18 protein-coding genes are annotated in these 20,967 nt (G+C 44.0%); 8 read left to right on the top strand and 10 right to left on the bottom strand.

Annotation, left to right across the window (positions count from 1 at the left end; all coding sequences use genetic code 11):
* Nucleotides 1-1,473, top strand: a complete 1,473-nt coding sequence (locus R3D86_01150) for a Ppx/GppA family phosphatase (protein MEZ5756808.1) — start codon at nucleotides 1-3, stop codon at nucleotides 1,471-1,473.
* A gap of 4 nt (nucleotides 1,474-1,477) precedes the next feature.
* On the opposite strand, the gene rnd is transcribed toward R3D86_01150, so the two are convergent.
* Nucleotides 1,478-2,638: a ribonuclease D gene (rnd, locus tag R3D86_01145; protein MEZ5756807.1), complete on the bottom strand. Its 1,161-nt coding sequence runs from the start codon at nucleotides 2,636-2,638 to the stop codon at nucleotides 1,478-1,480.
* A gap of 105 nt (nucleotides 2,639-2,743) precedes the next feature.
* Here rnd and aspS point away from each other — a divergent pair, with 105 nt between their 5' ends.
* Entirely contained in the window at nucleotides 2,744-4,549 is a 1,806-nt protein-coding gene (aspS, locus tag R3D86_01140; protein MEZ5756806.1) for an aspartate--tRNA ligase, read from the top strand.
* An 82-nt stretch (nucleotides 4,550-4,631) separates the two neighbouring features.
* Here the strand turns inward: aspS and R3D86_01135 are convergent, their stop codons facing one another.
* A complete protein-coding gene (locus R3D86_01135; GenBank protein MEZ5756805.1) occupies nucleotides 4,632-4,826 on the bottom strand; it encodes a hypothetical protein in 195 nt (64 codons plus the stop codon).
* Between the two features lie 213 nt (nucleotides 4,827-5,039).
* Between R3D86_01135 and R3D86_01130 the strand changes: the two genes are divergently transcribed.
* Together R3D86_01130 and R3D86_01125 are read left to right on the top strand one after the other, a co-directional pair.
* Nucleotides 5,040-6,389: a tetratricopeptide repeat protein gene (locus tag R3D86_01130; protein MEZ5756804.1), complete on the top strand. Its 1,350-nt coding sequence runs from the start codon at nucleotides 5,040-5,042 to the stop codon at nucleotides 6,387-6,389.
* Nucleotides 6,390-6,453: 64 nt separating this feature from the next.
* Nucleotides 6,454-6,798, top strand: coding sequence for a chorismate mutase (locus R3D86_01125; GenBank protein ID MEZ5756803.1), 345 nt, complete (start codon nucleotides 6,454-6,456; stop codon nucleotides 6,796-6,798).
* Here the strand turns inward: R3D86_01125 and R3D86_01120 are convergent.
* Nucleotides 6,795-7,007, bottom strand: coding sequence for a hypothetical protein (locus R3D86_01120; GenBank protein ID MEZ5756802.1), 213 nt, complete (start codon nucleotides 7,005-7,007; stop codon nucleotides 6,795-6,797). The genes R3D86_01125 and R3D86_01120 overlap by 4 nt on opposite strands.
* Nucleotides 7,008-7,182: 175 nt before the next feature.
* Here R3D86_01120 and R3D86_01115 point away from each other — a divergent pair, with 175 nt between their 5' ends.
* Genes R3D86_01115 through R3D86_01105 form a run of 3 tightly spaced genes read left to right on the top strand, consistent with a single transcriptional unit; the run spans nucleotide 7,183 to nucleotide 9,458 of the window.
* Nucleotides 7,183-7,755 (top strand): hypothetical protein, encoded by a 573-nt coding sequence (locus tag R3D86_01115; GenBank protein ID MEZ5756801.1) that lies wholly within the window; start codon nucleotides 7,183-7,185, stop codon nucleotides 7,753-7,755.
* A 33-nt stretch (nucleotides 7,756-7,788) separates the two neighbouring features.
* Nucleotides 7,789-8,379, top strand: a complete 591-nt coding sequence (locus R3D86_01110; GenBank protein ID MEZ5756800.1) for a hypothetical protein — start codon at nucleotides 7,789-7,791, stop codon at nucleotides 8,377-8,379.
* Nucleotides 8,380-8,402: 23 nt separating this feature from the next.
* Entirely contained in the window at nucleotides 8,403-9,458 is a 1,056-nt protein-coding gene (locus R3D86_01105; GenBank protein ID MEZ5756799.1) for a dual specificity protein phosphatase family protein, read from the top strand.
* A gap of 74 nt (nucleotides 9,459-9,532) precedes the next feature.
* On the opposite strand, the gene R3D86_01100 is transcribed toward R3D86_01105, so the two are convergent.
* The 4 genes from R3D86_01100 to parE all read right to left on the bottom strand — a co-directional run bounded on the left by R3D86_01100 (nucleotide 9,533) and on the right by parE (nucleotide 15,382).
* The gene (locus R3D86_01100; protein ID MEZ5756798.1) at nucleotides 9,533-10,609 is read right to left on the bottom strand and encodes a GGDEF domain-containing protein; all 1,077 of its coding nucleotides are present in this window, start codon (nucleotides 10,607-10,609) and stop codon (nucleotides 9,533-9,535) included.
* Nucleotides 10,610-10,850: 241 nt separating this feature from the next.
* Nucleotides 10,851-12,158 (bottom strand): DEAD/DEAH box helicase, encoded by a 1,308-nt coding sequence (locus R3D86_01095; GenBank protein MEZ5756797.1) that lies wholly within the window; start codon nucleotides 12,156-12,158, stop codon nucleotides 10,851-10,853.
* Nucleotides 12,159-12,285: 127 nt separating this feature from the next.
* The gene (locus R3D86_01090) at nucleotides 12,286-13,182 is read right to left on the bottom strand and encodes a hypothetical protein (GenBank protein ID MEZ5756796.1); all 897 of its coding nucleotides are present in this window, start codon (nucleotides 13,180-13,182) and stop codon (nucleotides 12,286-12,288) included.
* Between the two features lie 220 nt (nucleotides 13,183-13,402).
* Entirely contained in the window at nucleotides 13,403-15,382 is a 1,980-nt protein-coding gene (parE, locus tag R3D86_01085) for a DNA topoisomerase IV subunit B (GenBank protein ID MEZ5756795.1), read from the bottom strand.
* 243 nt (nucleotides 15,383-15,625) lie between these two features.
* On the opposite strand from parE, the gene R3D86_01080 reads away from it, so the two are divergent.
* Nucleotides 15,626-16,570 carry a divergent polysaccharide deacetylase family protein gene (locus R3D86_01080; protein ID MEZ5756794.1) on the top strand — a complete coding sequence of 315 codons (945 nt, stop codon included), beginning with the start codon at nucleotides 15,626-15,628 and terminating at the stop codon, nucleotides 16,568-16,570.
* Here R3D86_01080 and gnd read toward each other — a convergent pair.
* Genes gnd through R3D86_01065 form a run of 3 tightly spaced genes read right to left on the bottom strand, consistent with a single transcriptional unit; the run spans nucleotide 16,567 to nucleotide 20,944 of the window.
* On the bottom strand, nucleotides 16,567-17,466 hold the full coding sequence (gene gnd / locus R3D86_01075) for a decarboxylating 6-phosphogluconate dehydrogenase (protein ID MEZ5756793.1): 900 nt from the start codon (nucleotides 17,464-17,466) through the stop codon (nucleotides 16,567-16,569). The genes R3D86_01080 and gnd overlap by 4 nt on opposite strands.
* A 26-nt stretch (nucleotides 17,467-17,492) precedes the next feature.
* Complete coding sequence (gene trpE / locus R3D86_01070) at nucleotides 17,493-19,016, bottom strand: anthranilate synthase component I (protein MEZ5756792.1); 1,524 nt, start codon at nucleotides 19,014-19,016, stop codon at nucleotides 17,493-17,495.
* A complete protein-coding gene (locus R3D86_01065; GenBank protein ID MEZ5756791.1) occupies nucleotides 19,016-20,944 on the bottom strand; it encodes a SurA N-terminal domain-containing protein in 1,929 nt (642 codons plus the stop codon). Before R3D86_01065 ends, trpE begins: the two co-directional genes overlap by 1 nt.
* Nucleotides 20,945-20,967 lie beyond the last annotated feature (23 nt).

Below are 20,967 nucleotides of genomic sequence, written 5' to 3'. Positions count from 1 at the left end.
TTGGGAAGATTTGCTGTAATTGACATTGGTTCAAACACGGTGCGTTTGGTTGTTTATGAGAATCGTGAGCGGGCACCTTATGTAATCTTTAACGAAAAAGTTTTTTGTGGCCTGGGACTCGGGGTTGCAGAAAGCGGTAAAATGATCAGAAGATCAATTGTAAAAGCGACAAAGACCTTGAGTCGTTTTTCAATCCTCATAAAAAAGATGGAAGTGAAGGATTATCGTGCAATTGCAACATCAGCGGTGAGGGATGCCCTGAATGGGCGCCAGTTTGTTGCTGATGTTAAACGGGAAACGGGGCTCGATATTAAAATTGTCAGTGGTCCCGAAGAAGCAAAACTTTCAGGTAACGGGGTAATCTGCGCCGTGCCACGGGCGACCGGAATCATCGGTGACTTGGGAGGCGGTAGTCTTGAACTGGCACTTGTTCATGAAAAAAATGTGTCCCGAGAGACCACATTACCCATTGGTCCGCTGCAGTTTCAGGATAAAAGAGGCAATCGGATCCCATCTGCAAAATCGAAGATTGATGAATATCTGAAAGGTGTCGGCTGGATTACGGAAGAACAGGGCCGTAAATTTTATGCCGTCGGGGGATCATGGCGGGCGCTGGCCCATATACATATGATCGAAACTAAATATCCCCTGATCAATATGCATAATTATGTCATTCCGGTTGATGAGATTATTGATCTGGCCAAACGTGTCTCAAGAATGACTGAGCAGGATCTTAAAAAATACCGGGCCCACATCAGTACCAAACGTCGAAAAAACCTTCCTCTTGCCGCTCTTGTTCTTTGGCGACTTTTAAAAATTCTCAATCCCTGTAAATATGTCGTTTCGGCATTCGGTGTCCGTGAAGGCATCCTTTATAATGAAATGGAACCTGAAGTCAGGAAACAGGACAGCCTGATTATCAGCTGTCATCAGGTCGCAAAAATGACCGGTCGATTCCCGGATCATGGTGAAAGACTTTATAAATGGATTGATGGCCTGTTCGAGAATGAGTCTGAAGACCATAAAAGACTGCGACTGGCAATTTGTATTTTATGTGATGTTGGCTGGCGCGGTCATCCTGAATACCGTGCTGAAAAAGTGGTGGCCGAAGTGCTCTATGGCCGATTGGGCGGGGTAAACCATACAGATGCGTCCTTGATTGCCATGGCTCTTTATGTCTGTTACGGCGGCACAACCAGCAGGGTTAAACAGGTAAAAACGGCGAGATCGCTGATCAGTTCAGAAGATATGCTTTATGCCAGAAGAATTGGTCTTTCACTTAGGCTGGCACAAAGAATTTCTGCGGGCACGTCAGAAGGTCTAAAACTTGTCAAACTGGTAAAATCAGATAAATTCCTGATTTTAAGTGTTAAGCCGGGAATGGAAGACATGGTTAATGAACTTGTCGGCCAAAGGCTGAATAGTCTCTCCAAATTTCTCAATCTTGACTATAAACTTACAACGGGCCATTAGTGATTTAAATATGGTCCTTAATGGTAAAGAGTATAATTTCGCTATTTTTAATGGCGAACGCTTTTTTACCGTTTTTAAGGGCTATGGCATCTTTGCCGAAAATATCATACCGCCAACCGTGTAAGGCTTTAACATCCGCCTTGTCCTCTTCGGCAATTTTTTCAAGATCCTCAACATTGGCCAGCAGTTTCGGGGCCACATCCTCACGTTTGCAGACAAGCTTGAGAAGGACTTTTAAAAGTTCAACAATAGGGTCGGTATTCTGTGAAGGTGGCGGCTTTCTTGAAATCTTTGGTAACTGATCTTCGGGTAGGTCCATGGCATCCTGAATGGCAGCAATAACATTGTCCCCACCTTTACTGGACGCAAAATTAGCGCCAAGACCACGAATACTGGATAAGGCATTTTTATGGGTTGGCCGCACGGCACAAAGCTCAAGCAGCACTTCATCACGCATAACACGGTTTCTTGGAATATTGCGCCTTTGTGCTTCTGCTTCGCGCCAGGCAGCAACATTCTGGACAATAGCATTAAACCGTCGGTTACTGTTTCTGATTTTTATCCGTTTCCACGCATTCTCCGGCTTGATGATGTAACTTTCCTTATCCATCAGTTCATCAAGTTCTTCAGCCAGCCAGACTTCGCGTCCGTTTTTTTCGATTTTTAATTTTAAATGCTTATAAATCTCCCTTAAATGGGTGACATCCCCCAGCGCATAGTCGATTTGCCGTTCGGTAAGGGGGCGGCGGGACCAGTCAGTGAACCGGGTGCTTTTATCAAGGGGCTTATTGCAGATGGACATAACCAGCTTTTCGTAGCCGATACTATCGCCATAACCACAAACCATAGCGGCTATCTGGCTGTCAAAAAGGGGCTTTGGTACGACATTAGCCATATTGACAAAAATTTCTATATCCTGCCTCGCCGCATGGAAAACTTTTACAACATTTTCATTTTCCATCAGATCATAAAATGGCTTAAGATCAAGCCCTGTGGCCAATGTGTCAATCGCATGATATTCACTGTCATCGGCAATCTGGATCAGGCATAATTTTGAATAATAGGTTTTATCCCTCAGAAATTCAGTATCAACCGTTACATAGTCGGATTTTGAAAGACGCTGACACAGGGCTTCCAAATCCTTGTTTGTTGTTATTACACTCATAAAGTCCCTTAATTCTTTGGTTAAGACTCAAGATTAACTTGACAAAGCGACAATAAAGCACAAAAAGACACTGAATTGAACTTGAAATATTTAAAAAATAGAAGAATGGATATGCACGAATACAGATCTCATACTTGTAATGAACTAAGAAGCGATGATGTGGGCCAAACTGCACGTCTTTCCGGATGGGTACACCGCAAGCGGGACCATGGCGGGCTGTTGTTTATTGATTTAAGAGATCATTATGGAATCACCCAGTGTGTGTTCGACAGTGATTTTAAGGATATTTTTGAAGTTGCTGAAAATGTCCGTGCTGAAAGCGTTATCCGGGTTGAAGGCGAAGTGATCAAACGCGCTGCAGAGGTGATAAACCCTGAACTGCCGACTGGTGAGATTGAAATTCTGGTTAAAAAAGTTGACGTGCTTAATGCAGCGGCGGAACTTCCATTACCGGTGTTCGGGGAACAGGAATATCCTGAAGATATCAGGCTTAAATACCGGTTCCTTGATCTAAGACGCGAAAGAATTCATAAAAATATTGTGCTGCGTTCCGATATTATCTCTAGCATACGCCGCAGAATGGTTGATCAGGGCTTTAAGGAGTTCCAGACACCGATCCTGACCGCGTCATCACCGGAAGGGGCCAGAGACTTTCTGGTGCCATCACGGCTGCATCCGGGTAAATTCTATGCCCTGCCACAGGCACCGCAGCAATTTAAACAGCTTCTGATGATTGCGGGTTTTGACCGTTATTTCCAGATTGCCCCTTGTTTTCGCGATGAAGACGCACGGGCCGATCGCAGTCCCGGTGAGTTTTATCAGCTTGATATGGAAATGTCCTATGTAACACAGGACGATGTTTTTGGCGCCATCGAACCGGTTATGCAGGGTGTTTTTGAGGAATTTTCAGATAAAAAAGTGACACAGGCACCGTTTCCGCGCATCACATATAAGGATGCAATGCTGAAATACGGCTCTGATAAACCGGACCTAAGAAACCCGATCGTAATTTCTGATGTTACTGAGGTATTTGACGGTTCTGGCTTTGGCATTTTTGCCGGTGCCATTAAAAACGGCTCAGTTGTCCGCGCTGTTCCGGCCCCGGGGGCCGGTGCCGATCAGCCAAGATCATTTTTTGATAAAATGAACGACTGGGCCCGCTCAGAAGGGTTTGCAGGACTAGGCTATGTTCGCTTCAAGGATGGTGAGGCCATGGGCCCGATCGCCAAAAACCTAGATGAAGGGCGGATCGCCAAACTTATGGAAATAGCTGGGCTTACTGAAAATGACGGGGTTTTCTTTGCCTGTGCAAAGGCGGATGAAGCCGCCAAGCTTGCCGGGCATGCCAGAACAAAAGTCGGTAATGAACTGGGTCTGATCAAGGATGACGAATTTAAATTCTGCTGGATTGTTGATTTCCCAATGTATGAATATGACGAAATCGAAAAGAAACTTGATTTCAGCCATAATCCGTTCTCTATGCCGCAGGGGGGGCTGGAAGCCCTTAATAATCAAAACCCTGAAGATATTCTGGGCTACCAGTATGACATTGTCTGTAACGGTATTGAGCTATCCTCTGGCGCCATCAGAAACCATGTACCTGAAATTATGTACCGCGCTTTTGAAATTGCCGGTTATGGCCCGGAAGTTGTCGAGAAGCGTTTTGCCGGGATGCTGAATGCCCTTAAATACGGCGCGCCTCCCCATGGTGGCATAGCCCCTGGTGTTGACCGTATTGTGATGCTTCTGGCGGATGAGCCGAATATTCGTGAAGTGATTGTTTTCCCGATGAACCAGAAGGCTGAGGATCTGATGATGAATGCGCCGAGTGAGGTGGAAATGAAACAGTTACGGGAACTTCACCTGAGGACTGTCTTGCCTGAGGTTAAGGAAGTGACAAAAAAGGGATAATAAAATTCCTGAAGCAATAAAATAAAAAAGGCATGACCATACATACGGATCATGCCTTTTTTTGTTGTCTGAATTAAGCCCGTCAGGCTCTTATATCGATTTTTTCACCCACACCCGGTTCGGTGCCGGATTCAACCGTGCTGCGACCATTGACGGAATTTTCAATCTTTTCTTCCTGGGCCTTAACTTCAATAGCGGCATTTTCCTGCGTGCTACTGTGTCCTGCATCAATCTGTATTTGTGAAGATGCGGCACTTGCTGCTGCTATATCAACCATTTTTAATCCTTTACTATTAAACTCAAGCTTAAAGTAACAACTATATTTTAACAACTTATTAATTAATTGATTGCTTTTTATCCAATTTAGTTTCCTGTATAGTCCATAGACGTTATAGTTAATAAACACGTTTTCAACATTACCCTAATAGGTGCAATACGGCAAATGCCCATTAAATCCAGCAAGTTACCTCACATAATATTCGGTCTGTTTTTGGCAGGTTTATTATCTGCCTGTGGCGGTGGCGATAGCTTTAGACCAAATTATGATGAAAATAATATGCCGCCGGAAAGGCGCGTCAATGGTGAGCTTGCTTTTTCCAGTCCGTCGCTTATGAAAATGGCGGAAAGCTTTCGTATAGCAGGGGATTATACAAGCGCAATCAGGCTATATCAGCGCGCAGCAAATGAAAGCCCAGAGCATGTGCCATCCCGGCTTGCTCTTGGTCAGATTTATCAGCGCCTTGGCGCCACGGATGGGGCCATTACCTACTACCGACAGGTTCTTGATCTTGATCCTGATAATACAGATGCCCAGCTTGGCCTTGGTCAGATGATGGTGCAGAATAACCAGCCGGCAGAAGCGATAGATTTTCTGGAAAAAGCGGCATCAAAGTCACCTGATAATTATCGGATTTATAACAGTATCGGTCTTGCCTATGATCTTCAGGGGCTTCATGATCAGGCCCAGCAGGCCTATGGTCGTGGATTAAGCAAAATGCCGGATAATATTTCGCTATTAAATAACCTGGCCTTATCACTGGCTTTTCAGGATGAATTTGCCCCTTCCATCAAGCTGCTGAGTAAAGCGGTAAATCTGGATTACAGCCAGACAACGGCACAACAGAACCTGATTATGGTCTATGCCCTTTCCGGTGAAGAAGAGGCCGCAAGAACCATGGCTAAAAGTTTCATGACACCGGAAGAAATTGAAACCAATATGTACCGATATAACTGGCTTCGCGGACTGTCAAGTAAACGCAGAGCTCAGGCGATTTTCCTGAACCTGAATTCATTTCCGGATGAAGATGAGGACACATCAGCAGCAGAACTAACCGAACCGGAGCCAACAATGAGCCAGCCAGTCGTTTCCATTGATCCGAAGCGGAAAATGCTGGAAGATATACTGAATTCAGAAAATCAGGGCGGTGATGCCGCCCCGGCATTGACAACTGAACCAGCACTCCCAGAAAATGAGTCTCAAGCAGCTGAAGTGAACAATGCTTTGGAGACATCTTCTGTTCCGGAAAATGATCCTGAAGAAATGGCGCCGGTTCAGAATATGGCACCTGTCAACGCATCATTTTATCATCTTCAATTGGGGTCATATCCGACTGAAAATGCCGCAACTATTGATTGGCGCCGATTACAAATTCTGGCACCGGAAATGCTGAAAGACCAGAATATAGACATAAAACCCATCATGACAGCAGAGAATAAACAGCGTTTCAGGCTTTATTTTGGACATTATGATAATTTCAGCGCCGCGCAAGAAAATTGCCAGATGCTTCAAAACCAACAGGTGCCCTGTCTGGTGATGAAAGTGGCTAATGCTTCCAATTAAACTTTAAAAAATAAGTAAAATAAAATATGTAATGTACATATTTTTTGATGAAAGATAATTAATAGTGCTAAAAGACCTTAAAAATAAGCTCGACCTTGACCCTAACCAATGTCAGGACATGAATGAACTGAGGGGACAAATTGACCGCCTGGACAGAGAGATTGTCGAACTTCTTGCGCTACGTAAAACATATATGAACCGCGCTGCAGAGCTTAAAAAGCACAGAAATCTTGTCAGAGATGATAAACGCGTCGTCGATGTCATAAAAAAAGTTTCAGAACATGCTTCAAAAAATGGCGCCGACCCGAAACTTGTTGCTGACCTATACCGGACCATGATTGAATGGTCGATCAATTATGAATTTGATCAGTTTGATAAAATTAACAGTGAAATTGGTGAAAGTGCCTAGTTACGGCACAATTTGGGTTGAATCCGTCCAACTCTGACTTTTTCATAAAGATTATAAAAATAATTTGCGACTGAGAATGAGGGAAATTTAATTCCGCTCAGTTCCATATGTTCCTTTAATCCGTGAATAATGTCACGAAGCCCGCCTATGACAAGAATTGCAAGCAGGGGAATAAAGCAATAAGAAAGCAGCTGTAGCAGAATATCCATTTTAAATTCCTTTTTCATTATGTTCTATTATTGTTCTAATTTAATTCGCTGAAACAGTCAAGAACAAAAGAGAACAAAAAGTGAATATTTCGCATTTTTATATGAATTATGATGTTGTATGAATAGATCAGAGTAAGTATAATTTTCAGAATTTTAACAAACAGGAACCACAATTATGGTTATTTATCAAATTTCTAAAAGACGCGTACTGGTCAGTTTATATTCGTTAATTACGGCAATGTTTTTATTGAGTGCCGCACAGGCGCAGAATTCGCCACTGGCTGTGGAAGGGTCGCTGGAACCATTTGGTAATCACACTGTATTACACCAGTTCGGCAATGTTATTTTTGCCGATCAGCCTGACAAAAATACTGTTGAAATGTATAAGGATCAGGATGTTAAAATGGTTATCAGCATCCGCGGTGAAAATGAAAATGCCGGATATGATGAACGCAAGGCTGTGGAAAAGGCCGGGATGGCTTTTGTGCAGATTCCTTATATGAAAGGACGTGCCATTGATGCTGATAATGTTGATCAGCTCATTTCTCTTCTGGATATGTCAGAAGCAAATGATACCAAAATTGTATTGCATTGTACCCATTCCCAACGTGCCGGCTCATTGCTTGGGGTGGCCCTTTATAAAAAAGGTTACTCACGCGAAGAGGCAAACAGGCTGGCAAAGGAAGCAGGCATGACAAGTGAAATGATCACCAAAATACATAATGAGTATCTTGATAATCTTAAATAAAATTCACTAATTGACAGCCCTTTAGGAAAGATCATGACAAAATTCATTTCACAGTTTGCAAGCCGGATTTTTTATTCCCTCCTTGTATGCGGTTTTTTATACGCATCTGCCCAGGCGCAATCGGTTGATCTTACAACTGAGAAAACGCAGGCCCCTTTTGGTAATCTTGATAAGACACCACAATTGGGCAATGTTGTCTATTCCCGCCAGCCTGATGAGGCAACAATCCCCATGCTTAAGGATCAGGGAATTAAAATGGTCTTAAGTGTGCGCTATGAGGATGAACCTGTTGGGTTTGATGCCCGGAAACTGATCGAAAAAAACGGTATCGCGTTCCAGCAGATATCTTTTTATAAGGGAAGCATTAATGATCAGCCGCGTGCCATTGACCCACAGGCGATTGAAGAAATAAGCAAACTTCTTGATGCAACATCGGCAAGCGGGTCAAAAGTATTGCTCCACTGTGAATCGGGGCAACGGGCGGCCGGAGCATTGGCAGCGGTCCTTTACAAGGATCACGGCTATTCAAAGGAACAATCCATTGATTATGCAAAAAAGGCCGGTATGACCAGTCAGAATGTGCTGAAGGCACTTGAAGACTATATGTCTGATTTAAAACGTTAATTTTGAAATTAAAGGAACAACCAATGAGAAGAATAATATCATTTACTGTAAAGTCATTGGGTATTTTTATTTTGTTTTTTACACTGGCCAATGCCCAGACCGCATCATTAACGGCAGAGCAGCGGACAGAAAAGAAAACGCAAGTTCCTTTTGGCAATCTTAAAAACACACCATATTTCGGCAATGTGGTTTATGCCGCACAGCCGGATGCTGACACGGTTAAAATGCTTAAAAGCGAAGGGTTTGATCTGGTCATTAATATCCGTGAACTAAATGAAGATCTGGGATTTGATGAAAAAGGTCTGATAGAAGGTCAGGGGATTACCTATATGCAAATTCCTTATCTTACCGCCTCAACTTTTGAGGCGGAATTTTCAGATGAAGCCTTAAGCAAGATAAAGTCCGTTATAGATGAGGCGACAAACAAGGGGAAGAAGGTTCTGCTTCATTGCAGTCATGGGCAACGTGCTGGATCAAGTCTGGGTATGATCCTATACCGTGATTATGGCTATTCAAAAGAAGAGGCGCTTGCCGCCGCAACAGCCGCAGGAATGAACAGTGAATGGGCGGTTCCCCGCTTTCATCGTTATATTGATCATTCAATTCAGGTTATCAAGCCTTTCGGCGGCATTCATAATATCGTCAAATATAAAAACTTCTATATCAGCAGCCAGCCTCCGGCAGAGGCATTTGCCATGATGAAAGAGCTGGGGATCACGACAGTTATCACCAATCGGGCCGCTATTGAAAATAATGGTTTTGAAGAAGAAAAATATGCAGAAGAGGCAGGGTTAAAATTTTACAGAGCCCGGATTTATAATGACCAGTATGGCGACATAAATGATGGCAAATTAAATGTAGCGGAACTGGAAAAAGCCCTTGGCATTATTGCATCGACAACTGATGGTGACGTACTTGTCCATTGTGGTTCGGGCGACCGGGCATCAATGGTTCTGGCGACGCATTTATATTCGGTTGATAAGGAAAAACCGGAAGAAGCCCTGAGCAAAGCACGTATTGCCGGGCTAAAACATCCCGGTATTACCGAGCAGCTAGAAAAATATATGGGTTTGAAATAATCAGATAGATCGTAATTAATAAAAAAGCCGATCCGGTAGTATCGGATCGGCATTTTCAATATTCTCAATATTTTTTAAGCTGAAATACTATTCTGTCCAGAGACAATCTGATCAAGTTCCAATTCACTATGAACCATATTGCGTCCGCTTGATTTTGAAAGATAGAGGGCGGAATCAGCTCTTTGGATCAGATCTTCGACCTTAAGACCGCGTTGAATACTGGATACACCAAATGACATGGTAATTCGGCCGAAATTGGCCCCGGTATTTTTGTTTCTGATGATGCGCTGTGAAATAATGCTGCGGATATTTTCAGCCAGTTCAATACCATCGGCAAGTTTGGCCTTTGGCAGTAATATAGCGAATTCTTCACCACCATAGCGGGCGGCAGAGCCCATAAGACCGAGTTCTTTTTTAATAACATGTGCCACAACTTTAAGCACCTGGTCACCAATCTGATGGCCATAATTATCATTAAACTTTTTAAAGAAATCAATGTCACAGAGTATAAGGCACAGATCATGTCCCATTTTCTCAAAATTGCTCATATATTCTGCAATTTTTTCCTCAAAGAATTTCCGGTTCCCAATATTAGTGAGGGCATCCGTGCGGCTTTCCAGACGGGCATTATTGAGGTTTGTTTGTAACCCTTCAATTTTTAGGGTGCTTTCTTCCAGTTTTTCTTCAAGCTTTACGCTTTGTTCTTTAATTTTGTCTGTATCTGAAATAACAAGTCGAATAATGTCTTTAAGTTCATCGGAACCCTTAAAGTCTGATAACTTGTCCATATGGTCCAACAGTGCTTTTGTATGTTCACTTGTATCATTCCCGGCATCTTTTAAAACTGAAATGATCTTGGCCAGTTCTTTTTGAAAAGTTGCCCCGGTTTCAACGATTGTTTTTAATTCTTTTTCAGCGGCAAAGAATTTTTCATATAATTTTTCATTGAGCTCTTCGTTAAAGGACATTTTCTTTTCGACCAGACTGTCGATAACTTTCGAAAGATTAAGGTCAGACTTGGCCGAATAAGTATACCAAAGATGATAATTTTTTGGAGTAGGGATGACTTCATACTCAGTCATCATGCTTATTGTACTGCCTGAATTTGTCCAGATGAAATCTTTGTCACTGTCGGATAGAAACTTTGTCATTTTCTCTTTATCTCTTGTTTTTTATACATTTGCTTCTTCCCCCCAGTTACTCAAATACTTATAATAAATTACTAATATACGCTTTGATTCTGTGATTGATAGTAGTTTTATAATTTTAAAAATTAGTTAAAGCTGAATTAAAAATATATTATTAAAAACAAGCCGTTATTAGGAAAAATTTTCCAGAATTTTAAGAAAAAATTAACCATAAATTATCCCTGGGGATATTTTAGATATTTATCTAGCGGGTGAGGAAGTCGGGAATATGATCGCCCATTCCAATGACAGGCTTGTTGCTTTTATTGCTTTTATTGCTGTTATTGGTCGCGGTCTCGTCCTGTTTTTTCTCAATCCGGGTTTCTTTTTCTTCAGATTTCTGCTGTTTTGAACTGTCAGCTTTCTTTTTATTTTTTTCAGAGAGTAATTCGTCCGGAACTTTGAAAAGCGGAATTTCTTTACCCAGGAATTTTAAAAGGCTGTCCAGATATTTTTTGTCGGCCTGCGTGCTTAGGGTAAAGGCAACACCTTTTTTACCGGCACGACCTGTGCGGCCGATCCGGTGAATATAATCTTCCGGGTTTGACGGGACATCAAAATTAAAGACATGACCCACATCCGGGATATCAAGGCCTCTTGCCGCCACATCGCTGGCCACGAGAATTTTTGTCTCGCCCTTTTTAAAGGAATCGAGGACTTCCATTCTAGTACTCTGGTGGAGGTCACCATGCAGTTCAGCAGCGCTGAATTTATGGACATTCAGGGATTTATTGACGATTTTCACATCTTTTTTTCGGTTACAGAAAATAATGGCATTATCCACGTTATTTTCTTTTATCAGGTATCTGAGCACCTGGCGTTTTTCCTTATCTGTCCCTTTAAATTTGACCAGATGTTCTGAAATGGTAACGGCCGTCTGGGTCGGGGCGGAAACCTCAAATTCTTTTGGGTCTTTTAAGAAACTGTCAGTCAGTTTCTTAACTTCAGGCGGCATGGTCGCAGAAAAGAAAAGAGACTGAACCTTCTTTGGCAGCATTTTACAGATTTTTTCAATATCGGGAATAAATCCCATATCAAGCATACGGTCAGCTTCATCAACCACCAGCAGTTCAACGCCTGTCAACATAACGTTGCCCCGTTCCATATGGTCAAGAAGGCGGCCCGGTGTCGCAATCAATACATCAACACCTTTATCCAGTTTTTTGACCTGTCCGGCAAAATCGGTGCCGCCGATCAACAGGGCACAGGTCAGCTTGGAATTTTTTCCGTATTTATCAAAACTTTCCTCAACCTGCGCGGCAAGCTCGCGGGTCGGCTCGAGGATTAATGAACGTGGCATGCGGGCCCGTGCCCTACCTTGAGAGAGAATATCAATCATCGGCAAAGTAAATGACGCTGTCTTTCCGGTACCGGTCTGGGCAATGCCGAGAATATCTCTGCCCTGCAGAATGCTGGGGATTGCCTTTTTCTGAATAGGGGTTGGCTCCGTATATCCGGCATCTTTAATGGCAGAGAGAAGCTCGTCGCTTAAACCTAGATAATCAAAACTCATATGGTAATTGGATTCCTTTAACGTCATCTTTCCCGCGCACAATAGGGATTAAGCGCAAAAAGTCAATATCCATCACCGTTCATTGGCAAAATACATGACATAACGTCGGATTAATAAGTTAGGCCTTCTACTTAGGAACACCTGTAGAAGTATTTGCCACCTTGCCATTTTTCTCTCGCCTTCGCTTTCTGCTGCGTTCCAGGATTTCTTCCTGCCATTGAAACAGATTGAGTTCGATGAAGACGAAAGCGAGGATCCAGAGCATAGCATCCCAGAATTCAAGGAAAGACCCGTCAATACCCCAGTAAACGGCACAAGCGAACATGGTGATGTAAATTATGGTTTTGATAAACAGAAATGTTTTGATCAATGGTTTATAGACGATCTGCTTTAGCTGATACCAGACTTCGATTTCCAGAATAGCAACAATCAAAAGCCATGAAAAACAGTTTATTACATCGGCCCATGCCAATTGCTGCGTCTTCTTAATTGTCGCCGCGTCGGCAAATAAAGTATAATGGTTAAGCGCAAAGAGCGCCTTTCCCTGAAAGGCCTGGCAATTCTCAGCCGTCAGGGAAGTATATCCATTAACACGGTCGATATAGGACCAACCTTGACCGGCAAGAGAGCATATATCGCCAATGTCCAAAGGCGAGGTATCATAAAACATCAAAAGTCTTAGGGCATAGTTGTAACAGACTATAATGAGGGCGATGTAGCAAAGGCTTCGGATAGTCAGAAGCGAATTTTTCAGCAGATTGTTTTTTAAGGTTTCATCGGAAAGTAACCAGGTTTCCAATTCAAAAAGGGTTAATAAAATGGTCCAGACCAGCGTGTCTATGGTTGTGTTAAAGGTTTTCAATATTTCTTCAAGCGGAATTCTGCCCACAAATAAATGCGATGACGCAAGCCACTCGTCTCTGAAGAATAAAAGAATATTTGAAAGAAGCAGTAAATATATAGAATATTTGAAGAGGCCGTAAAGAAACGATCTTTTATCAAGCTGATCAGAAATGAAACCCATTGTCTTTACTCACAAATAAAAAAGCGAAAAATGCTTTTCAGACAAAAATTAAATGCAAAGTTTCAATCAAACATTATTAATTTGATAGATGAGCAGGTACCGCCATTTTACTTAAAATGCAAAAAGAAAATGAATTTTAGAAGTTTTTTTATGAAAATTAGGGATGTGGATTTGTTGGATTGCTAAAAAAGTAAAGTGGCGACAATTATGTGCCACTTTATTAAATATCAAGCTCTTCGACTTTTTCCGCATTTTCCTGAATAAACTGGAAACGTAGTTCCGGTTTCTTACCCATCAGTTGATCAACCTTTTCCGCCGTTTCAAGCCGGGTGCCTTCTTCAATAACCACCCGAAGCAATGTTCGCTTTCCCCGGACCATGGTTGTTTCCTTAAGCTGTGATGCTGGCATTTCACCCAGTCCCTTAAAGCGGCTGACTTCAATTTTGCCGCGTCCGGTAAATTCGGTTGCCATAAGCTCGTCCTTATGATCATCATCGCGGGCATAATGCACATTGCCGCCCTGGGCGATACGGTATAGAGGCGGCTGTGCCAGATAAAGATGCCCGCCTTTGATAAGTTCAGGCATTTCCTGATAGAACATGGTAATCAGCAGTGTCGCGATATGGGCACCATCGACATCAGCATCAGTCATGATGATGACCCGTTCGTACCTTAAGTCTTCTTCCTTATATTTGTCACCAATACCGCAGCCAAGGGCCTGATTAATATCGGCAATTTCCTGATTGGCACGAATTTTATCCCGGGTGGCGCTAGCCACGTTGAGGATTTTTCCGCGGATCGGCAAAATAGCCTGTGTTTTCCTGTCTCTGGCCTGTTTGGCGGACCCGCCGGCACTGTCGCCTTCCACGATATATATTTCTGTGCCTGCTGCATCGCCGTTACTGCAATCGGCCAGTTTACCCGGCAGGCGCAATTTTCTTTTGCTGGTGGCGCTGACCCTTTTGACTTCTTTTTCCGCACGGCGGCGAAGACGTTCATCCATGCGCTCAAGCGCCCAGCCCAGCAGGTCATTGGCCATTGCGGGCGAGCCGCTCAACCAATGGTCAAAATGGTCTCGCAGAGCATTTTCAGTCAGCCTTAACGCTTCCGGGTTGGTCAGTTTGTCTTTGGTTTGGCCCTGAAACTGCGGATTTTTAATAAAGAGGGATATCAAAACGCAGGCACCGTTAAAAATATCATCCCCGGTGAGCCCGGCGGCCTTTTTATTACCGATCAGCTCGCCATAGGCTTTTATCCCTTTGAGAAGCGCGGCACGTACGCCGCTTTCATGGGTGCCGCCCTGCGGTGTCGGAACTGTATTTGTATAGGATGAAATGCTGCCTTCACCATATTCGGGCCAGGTGATGGCCCATTCAATCTGTCCTGCTTCATCGGCAAGCGGCACTTTACCGTAAAAATTTTCCGCCGTTACCAGACTTCTTTTTTCAGTAAGGGACGTCAGATAATCATTAAGCCCGCCGGGAAAGTGCAGGGTTTCCCGCTCAGGAATGGTGTCTTTTTCTTTTTCACCAATGAGCGATGGATCGCATTGCCAGCGAATTTCAATCCCCTTAAACAGATAGGCTTTTGAGCGGGCCAGCTTATAAAGAATGGAAGGTTTGAAGCCAGTTTTGCCCATTCCGAATATTTCATGGTCAGGCAGGAATGTAATCTTGGTTCCCCGCCGGTTATTGGTCGGACCGAGATTGGTGATTTTTGTCTGCGGCTTTCCACGTGAAAAACTCTGGGTCCAAATCTGTTTGTCCTGCGCCACTTCAACATCGACCCATTCCGAAAGGGCATTGACCACCGATATACCAACCCCGTGAAGGCCGCCTGATGTTTCATATACCTTACTGTTAAATTTACCGCCCGAATGCAGGGTGGTAAAAATGACTTCCAGCGCTGATTTATCTTTAAATTTGGGGTGGGGATCAACCGGAATGCCGCGTCCGTTATCGGTAATGGTCACGGAACCATCACCATTCATTGTAAGTTCTATACGCGTGGCAAATCCCGCCACGGCTTCGTCCATACTGTTATCAAGCACTTCAGAGACAAGATGATGCAGGGCCCGCTCGTCCGTGCCACCCACATACATTCCCGGGCGCAGGCGCACCGGTTCAAGCCCTTCTAGGACTTCGATATCTTTTGCAGAATAATCGGCCGTAACAGTTGCCGTTTCAAACAGGTCAGTCATGTTTTTTTAAAGCTCTTATTAAATCACTTTTAATATATTTGGTTACACTATAGAGTATGAATTCAAATTCACAACACCCAGATATTGATTTATTTTGTTTTTTTGACGTAAAAATATTGAAACATGATAATCCGACAAAAATAAGGTAGCATGAGCCACACTCCCCCGAAAAGAAAAAGACAAAAAAACACTATTATCAGATATCTGATGATGTGTTTTTACTTTGTTTTTATAGGGTTCTGCATGGTAGGTATCTGGCTGAAATGGGATGCGTCCAACGGTCCTGATAATTATATAACCCATGTTTATGAAGAGGGACTGGAAGCGGTAACGGTTGCTGTGCCGCTGCCGGATGAGGGCAAAAAGGAAAGCTTTCTTGAACGTCTGACCCGACGTACGGCGAAAAAGCCCGCCCCGGTAATTCAGCCGGAAAGAGATGATCGTGCTGAACAGACATGGCAGAAATTTGCCGCCCGTCCTGTAAACGTCCCTGCGGGAAATGCTGAAATTATTCTGGTAATAGATGACCTGGGGATCGTCAAGGGCACGACAAAACAGATGATAGAAATGAATGTGCCACTGACACTGTCATTTCTGCCTTATGCAACCGAAATTGCGGCACAGGTTAATGAAGCCTACAAAAAAGGCCATGATATCCTTGTCCATATTCCGATGGAGCCAAAGGGCAAAGCGGACCCTGGCCCACATGCACTGCTTTCTTCCACATCTGCGGGTAAGCAGATGGAAAGCATTAATTATAATCTGGGGCAATTTTCAAATTATATTGGAATCAACAATCATATGGGCAGCCGCTTTACCGAGGATGAAGAAGCGGTAAACCGTTTTCTTGATGTGATAAAGGATAAAGGGCTTCTGGTGTTGGACAGCAAGACCACATCAAACAGCCAGCTGGAAAAACTGGCAATTGAAAAAAATATACCGGTCACCGAGCGTGATGTGTTTCTGGATAATGAACAGGATATCAATTATATACTGGGGCAGCTTGGAAAACTGGAACGGATTGCCAAACGTGACGGTTCTGCCCTGGCGATCGGCCATCCTTATGCCCAAACGGTGGCCGCTCTTAAAGAATGGATCCCGACACTGGCCGATAAGGGCATCACTATTATCCCCATTTCACAAAAGGTCAGGGAAAAATACGCCAGTACCAGCCTAGCTGCAGATTAATCTTTCTTTTTAACGCTGTGGCCGCCAAACTGGTTCCTTAAGGCGGAGACCATCTGTCCGGTATAGCTTGGATTACCAGTTGAATTGATCCGAAATTGCAGCGAGGCTTCAATAACCGGGGCAGGGACGCCCTCATTTTTTGCGGCCTCAACGGTCCAGAGCCCTTCACCGCTATGGGATACTTCTCCTGAAATGGCGGAAAGCTCAACGCCTTCCTCCCGGTAGGCTTTCTCAAGCCAGCCGACAAGCCGGCTTTCAATAACACTGCCGTTATTATAAATGCGGGAAACTTCTGCAAGATCCAGATCAAAAGGGCTTTTCTGCAATATCTCAAACCCTTCGCCAATTGCCTGCATCATGCCATATTCAATGCCGTTATGAACCATTTTGACAAAATGTCCAGCGCCGGTTTTTCCCATATAGGCGTAGCCATTTTCGACACTTAAATCTTTAAAAAGCTGTTCGTATTTTTGAAATTTTTCATGGTCGCCGCCGATCATCATACAGGCGCCATTTCGTGCTCCCGATGGACCGCCACTGGTGCCGACATCCATAAAGACCAGTCCTTTTTGTCGAAGCTCGTTTCCGCGTCTGACGGTTTCCTGATAATTTGAATTGCCACCATCCATAATAACATCACCGGGTTTTAAAATACCGGAAAGGTCCGATAAGACCTGATCAACCACATTATGGGGAACCATCATCCAGATGAATTTTTCGCCCGGCAATGTCTCGGCAAATTCAGATAAATTTTCGACTATTTCGGCGCCAGCGGCCAGCGCTTCCTGACGGGCCATTTCGTTGGGGTCGGTTGCGACCACCTCGTGACCATGATCAAGCAGGCGCTTGACCATTGCCAGTCCCATTTTCCCAAGGCCGATATATCCGATTTTCATCTTAATTTCCTTATTTTAAGCCGCGTTTATTGAATGGCTTTATCCGTTCCTGCAAAATGAACCGCTTCCTCGGCAGCTCTGACCAGGGCGCGGGCTTTTGCCTCGCACTCGGCATATTCAGATTGCCATGTGCTGTCGGCAACAACACCGGCTCCAGCCTGAATATACATCATACCATCTTTTACAATGGCTGTCCGCAAGGTAATACAGGTATCCATACTGCCATCCGCAGAGAAATAACCGACGGCACCGGCATAAATACCGCGCTTTTCAGGTTCAAGTTCATCAATGATTTCCATTGCCCGCACTTTGGGAGCGCCGCTGACCGTGCCGGCTGGAAAACCGGCGGACAGTGCCTTTAATGCATCAAATTCTTCGCGGATTTCCCCGCGCACGTTCGAAACAATATGCATGACATGGGAATAATATTCGATAATCATTTTTTCTGTAAGCTCAACAGTCCCCACTTTTGATACACGTCCAACATCATTGCGGCCAAGATCAAGCAACATAAGATGCTCTGCACATTCTTTCGGGTCAGCCAGCAAATCTTTGGCGTTTTCCCTGTCTTCGGTCGCGTTTTTACCACGTGGCCTTGTTCCGGCGATGGGACGGATGGTTACTTCATCATCACGTAGCCTGACCAGAATTTCAGGACTTGACCCGACGATGGAAAAATCCCCCATATTAAGATAAAAAAGAAACGGTGACGGGTTCGTGCGCCTCAGCGCGCGGTAAAGGGAGAAGGGTGGCAGTTCAAAGGGCAGCGAGAAACGCTGGGATAACACCACCTGAAAAATATCTCCGGCCTTGATATAGTCCTGGGCGCGGGCAACCATCTCGGCATATTGTTCTTTTGATGTGTTTGATTTTGGCTCGGCGGGATGATCTGCCGCATCCAGATTATGGCGGCTGATTTCAAGCGGCCTGGAAAGGGCGCTGATAATATCATTGAGCCGTTCTTCCGCGCGTATGTAGGCGGTATCGGCACTGACAGAGCCCGAAGGGCGCACCGGTGTTACGATTGTGATCAGGTCTGTGATGCTGTCAAATACGATCATGATGGTCGGACGCATGAATATACTGTCCGGGGTGCCCAGGATATTTTCCTTGGCTTCGGGCAGCTTTTCCATCAGCCTGACCATGTCATAGCCCATATATCCGATAAGGCCGGCGGCACTAGGTGGCATATTTTCCGGTAAATCAATCAGGCTTTCATCAAACAGATCGCGAAGACTGTCGAGGGACGGTTTTATTTCGTCGGTAAAATCCTCTTCACGCACACCGCCAAGCGTTTTCCGGTTTATCTGTGCGTGGTCACCCGTGCAGCGCCAGACCACATCCGGCTTTAATCCGATAAAAGTATATCGGCCACGGATCGCTCCGCCCTCAACTGATTCTAGTAGGCTGGTATATTCTTCATTACGGGCAAGTTTCAGGTAAGCACTGACCGATGTTTCAAGATCAGCGACCAGTGTCGTCCAAAGCACCTGAGCTTTCCCGGCATTATATGACTTTATAAAGTCAGACTGTTCCGGTAAGACTGACATTATTGCTGTTCAGGGCCTGCGATCTGCTGCAACGTTGCCTGAATATTTCTGTTATTCATTTCCACAGGCAGGGTATCATATAGTCTTGAAATATATGCCCCCATCAGATCATTTTCATAAGAAGTTTTGATCTGATTTTTGGTTTCGTCAATCGCGGCCTGATCAATATTTTCAGGAAAATCGCGACTTTTTACCCTGACCACAACATATCCGTCATTATTTGAAGCTGGAATCATTTTCACGGTTCCGATTTTCTGATCAAATATGCTTGAATGAATTTCTGCCGAAACCGAATTATCATCATTCGATCTGCCAACAGTTACTTCATTAACACTGAGCTGGCTTAACAGGCCCGGATATTCGGAAAGGGCCATGCCGGCATTTTCAGGCTTGCTGAATTCATCAACAATTTTTGTCGCATATTCTGATGCCAGAGTTTCACGGCGATCCTGGGCCCAGTCTTCGCCAACTTTTTCCTGTACTTCCTCAAAAGCACGTAATTTGCTTGGCATAATATTATCAATTTTGATCATATAAAATTTATTTGAAATTCCTTCATAGAGTTCAAGATCAGAATCCATGGATAATTTGAATGAATTATCAAGAAAATCGACAATCAATGGCAAATCAGTAGAGGCTTTCCCGTCCGGAGTCATGCCTTCAAGGCTGACATTGGACACTTTTTTAAGGGGGACATTAATGACATTGGCAATGGTATCAATGGCCGATCCGGCGGCAAGTTCATCATCAATTCTGTTTCTGACATCATATAGGGCGTCCGTTGCTCTGTTCATTTTAAGGTCGGTGATAATGTCATCCTTAACAGTTTCAAAGCTATCAGAACTTCCTGCATCGATTGAATTTACTTTGAATATATATACACCGAAGCCGGTTTCTATCGGGCTTGTATATTCGTCAAGACCTAAACTGAAGAGTGCTTTTGCGGCATCTTCGCCATATAAGTCGCCAAATTCTTTTTCTGTCTGCTCTCCAAATGTGCTGTCTTCTGCCGTGTCGCCCGTTTTATCGGCAAGCACTTCATCGAATGATTTTCCGCTTTGCAGATCATTATAAGCTGCTTCCGCTGTTGCTTCATCATCCATCAGCATTTGCACAAAACCGCGCTTTTCAGGTTTTGTAAAATCAGTGAGGCGGGATTCGTATGACGCAAGAGCATCTTCGTCACTGATATCTATTGTGTCAGCCAGATCACTGGCGGAAATTTCAAAATAGCTGATATCACGATATTCAGGAGCCATATATTTGTTTGTGTTTTCATCATAATATGCTTTTAGAATTTCATCATTCATCTCACCAATGCCTGTCATGGTACTGGCCGGAATGGAAAGAATCTCAGATGTTCTTTGCTCAGATGCGAATTTTGTCAGTGTTTTGGCGGTAATTTCCGGGGCGACGACATCTTCAAGCAAGGCATTGAATAGTTTTGATCGCGCCAGATCCAGTCTTAATAGATTTTCAAATTCCCGGGTTGAATAGCCTTGTGTCCTGGCGATCTGGTCAAAATAACTGCGATTAAAAGTACCCGTCTGGTCCTGAAAGGCGGGAATACTGAAAATATAATCCCGCAGCTCCTCATCAGATGTCCGAAGGCCAAGGTTCTTTGTTTCAACATCATATGCCTTTGTTTCAACAAGTCTGGCAACGGCCTGTGCGCCAAGGCCAATCTGAACAGCAAGCTGTCTTGTAATGCCTTCACCGGCATTTTGCTGCAATCTGCTGAATTCATTTTCAAATGATCGGGCAAGATCATTGGGGGTGAGGTCTTCGTCACCAACCTTGGCAATTTCAGTTGAACCAAGTGTGCTAAGCGGGTCACCAATTCCCCATAAAGCAAAACTGACGATAAGAATGGCGAGCAAACCGCCGGCCAACATGGACCCCATGCCTTTTCTGAAAAAGTCTAACATAAATATTGTTACCTGTGTTTAAG

This window comes from Emcibacteraceae bacterium (assembly GCA_041396985.1).
Lineage (GTDB): Bacteria > Pseudomonadota > Alphaproteobacteria > Sphingomonadales > Emcibacteraceae > Pseudemcibacter.
Note: the sequence above shows the minus strand (reverse complement) of the source record. Positions and strands in the feature narration are given on the sequence as shown.